General features: G+C 49.9%; 12 protein-coding genes. 10 read left to right on the forward strand and 2 right to left on the reverse strand.

Annotated elements, in window-relative coordinates; all coding sequences use genetic code 11:
• The first annotated feature begins 32 nt into the window (after window positions 1–32).
• Window positions 33–2504 (forward strand): glycerol-3-phosphate 1-O-acyltransferase PlsB, encoded by a 2472-nt coding sequence (gene plsB, locus R3177_RS00815; RefSeq protein ID WP_318969143.1) that lies wholly within the window; start codon window positions 33–35, stop codon window positions 2502–2504.
• Here the strand turns inward: plsB and tesB are convergent.
• Window positions 2501–3370, reverse strand: coding sequence for an acyl-CoA thioesterase II (tesB, locus tag R3177_RS00820; RefSeq protein ID WP_318969144.1), 870 nt, complete (start codon window positions 3368–3370; stop codon window positions 2501–2503). The two genes, plsB and tesB, sit on opposite strands and share 4 nt — an antisense overlap.
• Before the next feature lie 64 nt (window positions 3371–3434).
• Between tesB and R3177_RS00825 the strand changes: the two genes are divergently transcribed.
• Together R3177_RS00825 and R3177_RS00830 are read left to right on the forward strand one after the other, a co-directional pair.
• The gene (locus R3177_RS00825) at window positions 3435–3893 is read left to right on the forward strand and encodes an EVE domain-containing protein (protein WP_318969145.1); all 459 of its coding nucleotides are present in this window, start codon (window positions 3435–3437) and stop codon (window positions 3891–3893) included.
• Between the two features lie 48 nt (window positions 3894–3941).
• Window positions 3942–4172, forward strand: a complete 231-nt coding sequence (locus R3177_RS00830; RefSeq protein ID WP_318969146.1) for a hypothetical protein — start codon at window positions 3942–3944, stop codon at window positions 4170–4172.
• 118 nt (window positions 4173–4290) lie between these two features.
• Here the strand turns inward: R3177_RS00830 and R3177_RS00835 are convergent, their stop codons facing one another.
• Window positions 4291–6024: a DUF885 domain-containing protein gene (locus R3177_RS00835; protein ID WP_318969147.1), complete on the reverse strand. Its 1734-nt coding sequence runs from the start codon at window positions 6022–6024 to the stop codon at window positions 4291–4293.
• Between the two features lie 234 nt (window positions 6025–6258).
• Between R3177_RS00835 and R3177_RS00840 the strand changes: the two genes are divergently transcribed.
• From R3177_RS00840 to tatC, 7 genes are all read left to right on the forward strand, one after another.
• A complete protein-coding gene (locus R3177_RS00840) occupies window positions 6259–7281 on the forward strand; it encodes a GGDEF domain-containing protein (RefSeq protein WP_318969148.1) in 1023 nt (340 codons plus the stop codon).
• Between the two features lie 96 nt (window positions 7282–7377).
• Window positions 7378–8133, forward strand: a complete 756-nt coding sequence (gene ubiE / locus R3177_RS00845; protein WP_318969149.1) for a bifunctional demethylmenaquinone methyltransferase/2-methoxy-6-polyprenyl-1,4-benzoquinol methylase UbiE — start codon at window positions 7378–7380, stop codon at window positions 8131–8133.
• Complete coding sequence (locus R3177_RS00850) at window positions 8133–8741, forward strand: SCP2 domain-containing protein (RefSeq protein WP_318969150.1); 609 nt, start codon at window positions 8133–8135, stop codon at window positions 8739–8741. The genes ubiE and R3177_RS00850 overlap by 1 nt, the downstream gene beginning before the upstream one ends.
• Before the next feature lie 3 nt (window positions 8742–8744).
• A complete protein-coding gene (ubiB, locus tag R3177_RS00855) occupies window positions 8745–10373 on the forward strand; it encodes a ubiquinone biosynthesis regulatory protein kinase UbiB (RefSeq protein WP_318969151.1) in 1629 nt (542 codons plus the stop codon).
• A 53-nt stretch (window positions 10374–10426) separates the two neighbouring features.
• The gene (gene tatA / locus R3177_RS00860; RefSeq protein WP_318969152.1) at window positions 10427–10669 is read left to right on the forward strand and encodes a Sec-independent protein translocase subunit TatA; all 243 of its coding nucleotides are present in this window, start codon (window positions 10427–10429) and stop codon (window positions 10667–10669) included.
• Complete coding sequence (gene tatB / locus R3177_RS00865) at window positions 10670–11038, forward strand: Sec-independent protein translocase protein TatB (protein ID WP_318969153.1); 369 nt, start codon at window positions 10670–10672, stop codon at window positions 11036–11038.
• Window positions 11028–11786: a twin-arginine translocase subunit TatC gene (gene tatC, locus R3177_RS00870; RefSeq protein WP_318969154.1), complete on the forward strand. Its 759-nt coding sequence runs from the start codon at window positions 11028–11030 to the stop codon at window positions 11784–11786. Before tatB ends, tatC begins: the two co-directional genes overlap by 11 nt.
• The last annotated feature ends 97 nt before the right edge of the window (window positions 11787–11883 follow it).

The following is an 11883-nucleotide window of genomic DNA, read 5'->3' on the forward strand; positions in this document are numbered from 1 at the left end:
TTTGCCAGTACCGGCTTCCGTGATATTCTTGTATGTCTGTGATTTATGCCGGTATTGTTATGTTTTCTCCGTTATCGTTTTTTACTACGTTGTTAAAATGGCCGCTGCGGGTATTAGTAAAGTTTAAAATAGTGCCGGATAACGCCGTGAGGGAGCTGGCACTTGATCTGAACCGTCCGGTTTTTTATGTCTGTCACACTGAGTCTGCCAGCGATCTGGCAACGTTGCGCCGGGTATGTCAGAAACTGGCGCTACCTGATCCACTGACCCCCGTTTCCCTCGATGGCCGTCAGTTGTCCCGCACTTTATTTCTGGTTAAGCCGCACAGTGTCATTGGTGGCAGGTCAAAAACCCGAGCACTGGAACAGGGCCAGCAACTGCTGCAACTGCATCTGGCAAACCCCCAACTGGATGCCCAGCTGGTGCCTGTTGCCATTCTGTGGGGCCGGGCCCCTGGCAAGGAAAATAGTATTAAGTGGTTGTTGGGCGAAGCCAATGCACCACATTGGCTGGCGAAAATGTTAATTGTGCTGGTATCGGGCCGCCACACCCTGGTCCGGTTAAGCCGGGCGGTATCGCTTAACCAGATGGCCGCTCAATTTGGTGATACAGCCGATACGGCGCGTAAACTGCTCAGAATGTCACGTTTTCATTTTTACCGGCAAAAGCTGGCGGCAACAGGTCCGAAATTGGTTAACCGCAGTGAGCTGTTCAATGCTCTGCTGGCATCACCTGCGTTAAAACAGGCGATTGAAGATGAAGCCCGCAGCAAAAAAGTCCCCGTTAAAGTGGCCCGTAATGAGGCCCATAAATTGCTGCAGGAAATTGCGGCTGATTACCGTGAGTCGACGCTGCGCGTTGGTGACCGGGTACTAAGCTGGTTGTGGAAAAAGCTCTACAGCGGCATCAAAATTAATAACGCTGATATGCTGCATGATTTGGCGCAAAAAGGCCACGAGATTGTGTACGTGCCTTGCCATCGCAGCCACATGGACTACCTGTTACTTAGCTATGTTATTTATCATCAGGGACTGGTACCGCCGCATATCGCGGCCGGTATAAATTTAAATTTCTGGCCGGCAGGGACGATTTTCCGGCGGGGCGGCGCCTTTTTTATCCGTCGCAGCTTTAGCGGTAATAAGCTCTATTCAGCAGTATTTCGCGAATACCTGAGCCAGTTGTTTAGTAAAGGGTATGCCGTTAAGTATTATTCCGAAGGGGGGCGCAGTAGGACAGGACGGTTGCTGCAACCGAAAACCGGTATGCTGGCAATGACGGTACAGTCGATGCTGCGGGGGATTGAACGCCCCGTAACCCTGGTGCCGGTGTATCTGGGATATGAGCATGTTATGGAAGTCAGCACCTATGTTAACGAGCTGCAGGGTCAGGGCAAGAAAAAAGAGTCTATCGGCGGCGTGCTAAAAGCCATCCGCCACTTACGTGATTATGGCTTCGGTTATGTTAATTTCGGCGAGCCGATTCAACTTAATCAATATTTAAACCAACAGGTAAGTGACTGGAAAAAACATATTAATCCGCTGGAAGTACAAAAGCCGAACTGGCTGAACCCCCTCGTCGCTAAACTCGCTAATCAGGTTATGCAGCACATTAATCAGGCTGCAGCACTTAATGCCACCAATTTAATTGCGCTGAGTGTTCTGGCTACTGACAAACACATTATGACCCGGGACGAATTGTCCCAGCAGCTTGATTTATATATTAACTTGCAGAGGCAGGTGCCTTATCATCCGAATGTCAGCCTGCCTGAAGCAGACGCTGATGGCCTGATTAAGCATGCTCTGACGCTGCAGAAGGTAAATAGTAGCAGTGATGGTTTTGGCGAGTTAATTGGCCTCAGTGCGGAGCACAGTGTGCTGGCCCGTTACTACCGCAATAACGTATTGCATTTATTTATGCTGCCCTCATTGCTGGCTTGCGCTGTATTGCATCAGCGTAGTATCAGCCGCCAGCAGTTACTCGGTTACATTGAGCAGCTATATCCTCTGCTGCAGGCAGAATTATTTTTATATGTCAGCTCTTTGCAGACCTATTGTCAGGCAATACTGCAATTTATGACAGAGCAGGGACTAGTTGAGAGTAATGGCGATAACTATTATGCGCCGGCACAGCAAAGCCGCTATTATTATCAATTGAGTCTGCTGGCGTATAATGCCGAAGATACCCTGCAGCGTTATGCAATAGTGCTGAATCTGGTGCAGGCACAAGGGCCGCTGAGCCGGCCTGAGCTAGAAAAACGTAGCCATCAACTGGCACAACGACTTCTGAATCTGCATGGTATTGTCGCGCCGGAGTATTACGATAAAGGCTTATTTACGACCTTGATCAATGCGTTGAAAGAGGCCGGGATCAGCCATACCGACAGCCACAATCAGGTTTGCCGAAGTGAACGGTTGGAAAAACTGACCCAGACTGTTAACACCTTACTGCGTAACGATATTTTGCAAAGCCTGCAAAGCATCATGCCGCAGCAGGCTGCGTCTTAACGGGCCGTGGCGTACTGGCGGATCACGCCCTCCTGGATCGTTGAAGCAACCAGCTCGCCGCTGCGGTTAAAAAACTGCCCCCGCACCAGGCCACGCCCGCCGCTGGCCCGCGGGCTGTCTACCGCATACAGTAACCAGTCATCGAACCGGAAGTCCTGATGAAACCACATGGCATGGTCGATGGTTGCAACCTGCATATTCGCCGCCATAAACGAGGCGCCATGCGGTTGCAAGGCAGTGGGCAGAAAGTTGAAATCTGAGGCATACGCCAGCAAATATTTATGAACCCGCAAATCGTCCGGCATACTGCCATTAGCTTTAAACCAAACATAGCGTTTTGGCGCACTGATTTGCGGCTGAAACGGGTTCTGAAAATCAACTGGCCGCATTTCAATCGGTTTTTCACAGATAAACTTGCTGCGCAGACTTTCGGGGATAAGAGAGGCATGTTGCTGATAAAATGCCAGATCAGAAACCAGTTCGTCCGGTCCGGGCACCTCTGGCATAGGATCATAATGGCTAAATCCCTGTTCTTCGGTCTGAAAAGACGCTGTCATATAAAAAATGGGCTTGCCATACTGAATTGCACTGACCCGGCGGGTACTGAAGCTTTTGCCGTCTCTGATGTTTTCAACTTCATAGACAATAGGTTTTGCCGCATCGCCCGGCCGTAAAAAATAAGAATGAAAAGAGTGCACTTTGCGATCACCTGCCAAGGTTTCCTTAGCAGCTGACAGCGCCTGCCCCATTACCTGGCCACCAAATACGGCTTTAAAACCCAGATCCTGACTTTGACCACGGTACAGGCCTAACTCAATGGTTTCCAGTTTTAATAACGATAATAAATTCTCTAATACCTGACTCATACGGCGGTCCTTTTGCTACACTGGGCATTCTCTATTCTGCCGCAAAGCAAGGTAGCTGGCAAAGATGAACTACTGGTTATTTAAAACAGAACCGGTTGAGTGCAGTATTGACGATTTTGCCAATGCACCAGACCAACCCATTAGCTGGGAAGGTGTTCGAAATTATCAGGCCAGAAATTTTTTGCGTGATGATGTTGCTGTTGGTGATGACGTCTTTATTTATCACTCAAGTTGCAAGGATATCGGCATCGCCGGTATTGCCAGAGTTGTCAGACCGGCTTACCCGGATCCCAGCCAGTTTGACAGCAGCAGCATTTATTATGATCCGAAATCTACTGAGGCATGCCCCCGCTGGATAGCTGTGGATTTAGTTTTTGTTTGCAAGCTGCCTGAACTAATCCCACTGGACAAACTGAAAAAAATAGCTAATCTGGTAGAGTTGCCGTTGGTACGTAAAGGCAACAGACTTTCTGTTATGCCTGTTACCAGCGCACAATGGCAAACCATTTTAGCGCTTACCTGACTGGCCTGACTGAACCCGAAACATAAGTCCATGTAGTTGGAGCCAGGTATGATTCAAGAGAGGCGCCAGACGAATAAGGATATGCATTATTTCTGGGAAGAGCTCAATTTGGCACAGAAGTTTGCTGTCGCTGAGTTGCAACGATTCGGCTATGAGTTACGGTTTGTCCGGCGACAAGACAACCACAAAGTGGCAGTGTTGTTTGCTGGTAATAAAATGGCAGCAATAGATCACGACGGTCAGATTGATACAGAACCTAAGGTTGTGGTTCGACATTAAGATGCTGACGCTGCTGCTTAACCGGCCAGCGATTGGCTGTTCCTAACCGTTAAGATAAAACAGTCATTATCCGCAAAGAGCCGGCATCAGCCGGCATCTTTTTTTAAAGCCGCTGAGATTAGTCAGTCTGCCCGGCGGCAATGTAGGCGGCAACCTGCCGCTCCAGCACTGCCAGCGGCACACTGCCATTACCCAGCACCACATCATGAAACTGGCGGATATCAAATTTGCTACCCAGCTGTCGCTCAGCCTCTGTCCGGAGCCGTCTGATCGTCAGCTCACCCAGTTTGTACGATAGTGCCTGTGCCGGCCAGCTGATATAGCGGTCAATTTCAGTTTTCACATTGTGCATCGACAATGCAGTGTTCTCAGCAAGAAAATCAATAGCCTGTTGTCTGCTCCAGCCCATACTGTGCATACCGGTATCGACTACCAGCCGGGCGGCACGCCACATTTCATAGGTCAGACGGCCAAAATCAGTATAAGGGTCCTCGTAAAAACCCATTTCCAGCCCAAGATACTCTGCATATAACCCCCAGCCCTCACCAAAAGCAGAGGTATAGAAACTGCGGCGGTAATCTGGCAGGCTGGCCTGCTCTCTGGCCAGTGAGATTTGTAAATGATGGCCGGGGACGGCTTCGTGCAGGGTCAGCGCGGGCATCTCGTATAATGGACGACGGTTAAGCGCGTAGGTATTTACCCAGTAATAACCGGCCTGATCATCGCGTGACGCACCGGCATAGCGACCTGTTGTATATTTTGGCGCAATTTCTGCCGGTACCGGTACCACACCGTAAGGTGTTCTTGGTAGCGTTTTAAATAAGCGGGGTAATTCGGCATCAGCCTGTTTGGATAACCAGGCAGCGTAGCGCAGTAACTCCTGTTCTGTCTTTGGATAAAACTGCGGGTCGGTTCGTAGAAACTGAATAAAATCTGCAAAAGTTCCTGTGAATTCAAGTTGCTCAATAATCGCCTGCATCTGGGCACGAATGCGTGCCACTTCTGCCAGCCCCGTTTCATGCACCTGCCGGGGACTCATCTGCAAGGTCGTATAGTGCTCAAGCCTGTTCTGATAAAAAGCGCTGCCCTGCGGCAGGGCGCTGGCAGCAATACTGTCGCGGGCACCCGGGATATATTGCTGCACCATAAAATCGTAAAATGCCTGGTAGGCCGGATTCACGTCATCACGTATCAGCTGTTCTGCACTGGTCTTCAGCTGTTGCCATTTTTCCGGGCTGATAGTGTCGGGCTTAACCAGAAAAGGCCGGTAGAACACACTGGCTGTCATATCATCAGTAATATAAGAGCTGATACTTTTCTCAAAGCCTGCCAGAACGACCCTGGGCTGGGTAATGCCGGTAAGCAGCCCCTGACGCATCCAGTCTGTTTGTTGCTGCATATATACCGGTACTGTTGCCAGCTTTTTCAGATAATTGTCGTAATCGGCACTCTGGCGTAAGCTACTGCGCTGCAGCATCATTGCCACTGCGCTGTGAAACCCTGATTCTGAGGTCAAAGGTGTCAGATGTGCATTAAAGCGGTACTCGTCAATCTGGTTAGCCAAACGATATTGCAAGATGGCGTGATTAATCTGGTTTTGTTCTGATAACAGCTCTGTATCGACCTTCATTAGCTGCTGTTGCCAGTCAAGCCGTTGCTGTTGCCGGGCACTCAATGCTGCCGGCGACATATCAGGCAACCGGTCTGGTTCGTTTGCTGTCAGTCTCGTCTCTCCCTGCCAAATCTGATCGGCTAACTGACTGAAATGCTGATCGGCATCCTGCTGTTTCGGCGCCATTGCACAGCCCGCCAGCACAGTCATTAACGCAACGAGGGTAAGCAAATTTCGCATAACGTTGATCCTTCCTCTGATGATGCCACCGATTGTAACCTGATTTACTATTGAAAAAAGTCGCTTAAACTGACAAAACCAGCAGCTGAGCTGACATTTTCCATTCTGTTTGCCGTTATTTTCAGCTACTGAACGATTTTGTTTACATAGCAGGTTGCCAGCGAGCCGGATTCGGTTACTATGGGACCCGAAAATAATAATAAAGTGATTGGCTCCGGAGCTAAACATCGTCTTATGAAGTATCAGGATTCGCTGCAACAAGCGCTGGAAAAAGCGGGCTTAGTCAAAGCTTTCCTGCAGCATAACCAACTTGCTATCCATCCGGTTAATTATGCGGTGGTGTACGACTATATCAGTGGTAATAACGCCGGTTTATGTCAGGCTATTGAGCAGAAGCTGGCCAGCAAAACAGCGTTAGATGATTTTATCATGGCCGAGTTGTACCAGCGCTGGCTGGCTGACGAGAGCGCAGAGCAGGAGCAATTACTACGGGAAGTTACCGGCATAGTCGGACGTTTATCCGGTTATACCGACTTAGCGGCTGAGGCAACCGGTCAGTTTATTCAGCAGCTGGAACACCAGTTAGACAGTTTAGCGGCTAAACCGGCCAGGCTGGCAGACATTGCCGGTATTATCAAGGCACAGGCACAATCTTATCAGCAGCAACAACAGCAGTTACACAACCAGCTGGCGATGGCGAATAAGCAAAGCCACCAGTTACGCCATGAACTGGAACAGCTGAAATTGCAGCGGATGCAGGATCCACTTACCGGGCTTTACAACCGGGTAGCGATGCAGAATCAGGTCGATATCTGGTTAACTGAGCAGCCCGAACGGCGGATTGCCGCTATTGCCGTCGATATTGACCATTTCAGTCGTTTTAATCAGGAATACGGCCAGACCATTGGTGATGTGATCCTGAGTAAAGTGGCACGTAAAGTTGGCAGCTATGTTCAGGCCAGTGGTATGCCGGTTCGCTCAGGTGGTGAAGAGTTTTTATTATTGTTACCAGACATCGACCTTCGCACCGCTAATGAAATAGCAGAGCAAGTGCGCAAAGGCGTCGAAAAATTACGATTTGTCTCATCCCGCGATAAAAAAAGCCTGCCCAAGGTGACGATTTCTCTGGGCGTGGCGCTATTTCAGGCTAAAGAAAACTGGTATCAGTTTCTTGCCCGCAGCTCGCAGATTTTAAAACTGGCAAAAGAACGTGGCCGCAATCAGGTTGCAGACGAATTAATGTTACAACCCGGCTGAACCTGCAGCCGTCTGAGCCGTATAAAACCAGCAGTTGGCTACTGAGGCCAATTCTTTTACACTACCCATTCTTTTAGTGCTGACGCAGGCCACCCCATGACAGAACCAAAACACGACACGACTCATTTTGGATATAAAACCGTTCCCGCTGCTGAAAAAGTTTCGCTGGTGGCCAATGTGTTTCATTCAGTCGCTGCTAAATACGACATTATGAATGATGTCATGTCATTGGGTATTCATCGCTTATGGAAACGATTTACCCTGGATTGCAGCGGAGTCAGGCCAGGTCAGCAGGTATTAGATCTTGCTGGCGGCACAGGCGATATTGCCGCGCTGTTTTCGCGTCGGGTCGGGCCATCCGGTAAGGTAATATTAGCTGATATAAACGAGTCAATGCTTAATGTCGGCCGCGACAAACTTCGCGACTCAGGGCTGATTTCTAACATCGAATTCGTCCAGGCTAATGCTGAAGCCCTGCCCTTTGCCGACAACAGCTTTGATATTGTCAGTATTGGTTTTGGCCTGAGAAATGTCACCGATAAAGCGGCAGCGTTGCAGTCGATGTTCCGGGTATTAAAACCTGGTGGCCGGCTGCTGGTACTGGAGTTTTCCAAGCCAGAGCAACCATGGCTGAGCAAAGTGTACGATATGTACTCCTTCAAACTGCTGCCGGTGATGGGCCAGTTGATCGCCAATGATAAAGAAAGTTATCAGTATCTGGCAGAGTCTATCCGGATGCACCCCGATCAGGAAACCCTGAAAAATATGATGATCGACGCCGGCTTTGCCGAGGTAAGCTACCATAACCTGACCGGCGGTATCGTCGCCTTGCACCGGGGTTTTAAATTCTGATGTTGACTGCGCTGTTACCGCAACTGCTCTGCGCCAGTGCCGAACGGCTGTGTCAGAGTGTTATCAGCATGGATAGTGAGGCAACGGAGCGCTTGAAAAAATTGCAGGGAAAGCAACTGGCTTTTACGCTGCGCGAATTAAAATTACGGCTGGTACTGACGGCCGGCACTGACCGTCTGTTATTTAACCGGCATAATGAGGCCGTTGATTGTGATATCAGAACTGACCTTGCCAGTCTGCGTCAGCTCAGGGATGCCAGCCAGCTTACCCGCTTAATTAAAGCCGATGCCTTGCAGATCGAGGGAGACATTCAGGTCGCCCAGCAATACAGCTATTTTCTGCAAAGTCTCAATCCGGATTGGCAGGAAGCGCTGTCAGGCTATGTCGGTGATGCGATGGCGCATAAAATAGCGCTTAGTATTCAGCAATTGCAGTGCTATTTACAACAAAAAAGCCGGTTAATTGAGCAGAGCATGACCATGCTGGCACAGGACGAATTATTACTGACCCCTTCCAGCCTTGAAATGCAGCAGTTCAGTCAGGATGTCAGTGAACTCAGTGCCAGAGTGTCCAGGCTGACTGCCAGCCTGCCCGATGTCGAGGAGTAACAGGTGCGATTCAGTCGTTTTTATCACATTCAGAAGACGTTATTGCAATACGGTCTGGATGAGCTTATTCCTGCCACCTGGCAGCCCTGGTATGCCCGGGCGATGCGCAAAAGCGCTTTTTGGCTGCGCAACCGTTATGCGGGTTACCCGGTAGGCAAACGATTACGGCTGGCGCTGCAGAGTCTTGGCCCGGTATGGATAAAATTTGGCCAGATGTTATCAACCCGCCGTGATCTGCTGCCGGCAGAAATTGCCGATGAGCTGGCCAGGCTTCAGGACAAAGTCGACCCGTTCCCGGGCGAGCTGGCGCAGCAGTTAATTGAACAGGCGCTTGAGCTGGCTGATATCAGCCAGCTATTCAGCAGTTTCAGTGTCACGCCGCTGGCGTCTGCTTCAATCGCTCAGGTACATGCAGCGGTATTACGCCTGCCTGATGGTACTGATGCTGATGTGGTTATAAAAGTAATCAGACCGGACATCCGCCAGCAGATTATCGCTGATCTGGATTTAATGGATGGCCTGGCGGCGATTGCCGCGCGCTATTTACCCGACGGTAAACGCCTGCGCCCCCGTGAAGTAGTGTCAGAGTACCGTAAAACGATTCTTGATGAACTTGACCTGCAACGCGAAGCGGCTAACGCCATTCAGTTGCGACGCAATTTTGAAGGCTCCGATTCGTTGTATATTCCCTATGTCTATAGTGATTTCAGCCGACCAAATGTCATGGTTATGGAACGGATATACGGTATACCCGTCTCAGACATCGCTGCCTTAAACGCCCAGCGTACCGACATGGAGTTACTGGCCAAACGTGGCGTGGAAGTCTTCTTTACCCAGGTGTTTCGTGACAGTTTCTTTCACGCTGATATGCATCCTGGCAATATTTTTGTCTCACGCGAGCATCCGGAAAACCCGAAATATATTGGCATTGACTGCGGTATCGTCGGCACATTAAACAGCGAGGATAAGCGGTATCTGGCAGAGAATTTTGTCGCTTTTTTTAACCGTGATTACCGCAAAGTGGCACAGTTGCATCTGGATTCGGGTTGGGTGCCGATTAATACCAATGTGGAAGAGTTTGAAAGTGCCATCCGTACCGTCTGTGAACCTATCTTTCAGAAGCCGCTGGCCGATATTTCATTTGGCCATGTCTTACTGAATTTGTTCAGTACCGCCCGCCGTTTTAATATGCAGGTGCAACCGCAACTGGTGCTGCTGCAAAAAACGTTATTATATGTTGAAGGGCTGGGCCGGCAGCTTTACCCACAACTGGATTTATGGAAAACAGCCAAGCCCTTTCTGGAAAGCTGGGTGAAACAGCAGGTCGGCTTGCCGGCTTTATGGCGCCAAATGAAAGATAACGCCCCGTTCTGGGCAGAAAAAATGCCGCAGATGCCCACCCTGCTGCATCGCTATCTGGAACAGGGCCCGAAACAGCAGGCATTAATGCTGCAACAGCTGCAATTACTGCAGCTGCAGCAGCACAAAACACACCGGCAAATTATTGCGGCAGCGCTTGCCGCCGGCACCCTGATAAGTGGTACACTAGCCCTTAGCATCGGGCCGTTATGGCTGGCAGGTGTCCTCTTGGCCGGGGCTATCTTTTTCGGTGCAAAAGCACTATTGTCATAAAGTTGTTGCATACTGGCGCAGCAATTTCAGCATAGATTACAGAGGGTGTGATTATGGGTTTTGGTGGCATTAGTATATGGCAGTTGCTTATTGTTCTGGCGATTATTGTCTTGTTGTTCGGTACAAAAAAATTACGCGGTATTGGCAGCGACCTTGGCTCTGCAGTGAAAGGATTTCGTAGTTCTGTTAAAGATGAAGAACCGCAGGCTGAAGACAAACCCGAACAGCTCGCTGAGCAAAAGCGTACTCAGAGTGACAGCGAGCAAAGTAAACAATCTGAAAAAGATAAAAGCTAAATGGGTTTCTGGGAGCTGTTACTTATTGCCGTTATCGCCTTACTGGTCCTGGGACCAGAGCGGCTGCCAGGTGCCATTCGCAGTACCGTTAAAACGGTGCGCAGTATTAAACAGTTTGGTGCCCAAATGCAGGCCGAGCTGAGCGAAAACCTTCGGGTACACGAACTGCACCAGAAGCTGAAAGATGCGGAAAGTAAAAATCTGCTTAATCTGACACCGGAAGAGCAAGCCGCGCTGGATGAACTGCGGGCGGCAGCCAAATCGGTTAATCCGCCGTCACCACAGCTGACTGACAGTGAAGCTAACGATACCGCAGCACCCAAATCGGCCGCCACCTCCAGATCTGCTGATAAAAAACATGAAAACTAAACCTGAAGCTGACAGTCTGCTTGGCCATTTACTTGAGTTGCGAAACCGCCTGTTAAAATGCGTTATTGCCGTGGTTGTTGTATTCGCCAGCCTGGCGTATTTCGCTGCAGATATCTACCAGCTGCTGGCCGCCCCGTTAATCGCTGTGCTGCCAGAAGGCAGCAGTATGATAGCGACCGATGTCGCCGCACCCTTTTTTGCTCCTTTTAAACTGACCTTTATTGTTGCGATTTGCCTGGCAATTCCCTATATATTGCTGCAGGTTTGGCAATTTATTGCCCCGGCACTGTATGGTAAGGAGAAGCGGCTGGTCGCACCGCTGGTCATTAGCAGCACGCTGCTGTTTTACGGTGGCATTGCCTTTGCCTATTTTGTGGTTTTTCCGCTGGTATTCGCTTTTTTCACCAGTGTCGCTCCGGTGGGTGTCACCGTGGCAACAGATATCAGCAGTTACCTGGATTTTGTCCTGAAATTATTTTTTGCCTTTGGCTTATCCTTTGAAATACCGGTGGCGATCTTATTGCTGGTCTGGACCGGTACCGTCACGCCGGCCGTTCTGGCGAGCAAACGCCCTTATATTATCGTCGGTGCTTTTATTCTGGGGATGCTGCTTACGCCACCTGATGTGCTGTCACAAACCTTGCTGGCGGTGCCAATGTGGTTACTGTTTGAAGCCGGGTTATGGCTAAGCCGCTTCTACCAGCCCGCGCCCGACACTGAGCAAACTGCAGAGGAAGAACAACAATGAAAAAATCGCTTTGCCTGATCACCACGTTAGCCGGCATCAGTGGCCCCCTGTTAAGCTTGCCGGTGCAAGCCAGCACGCTGGCAGATGCCGTTGCTGA

This window comes from Arsukibacterium sp. (assembly GCF_033722355.1).
In the GTDB taxonomy this organism is placed as follows: Bacteria; Pseudomonadota; Gammaproteobacteria; order Enterobacterales; family Alteromonadaceae; genus Alishewanella.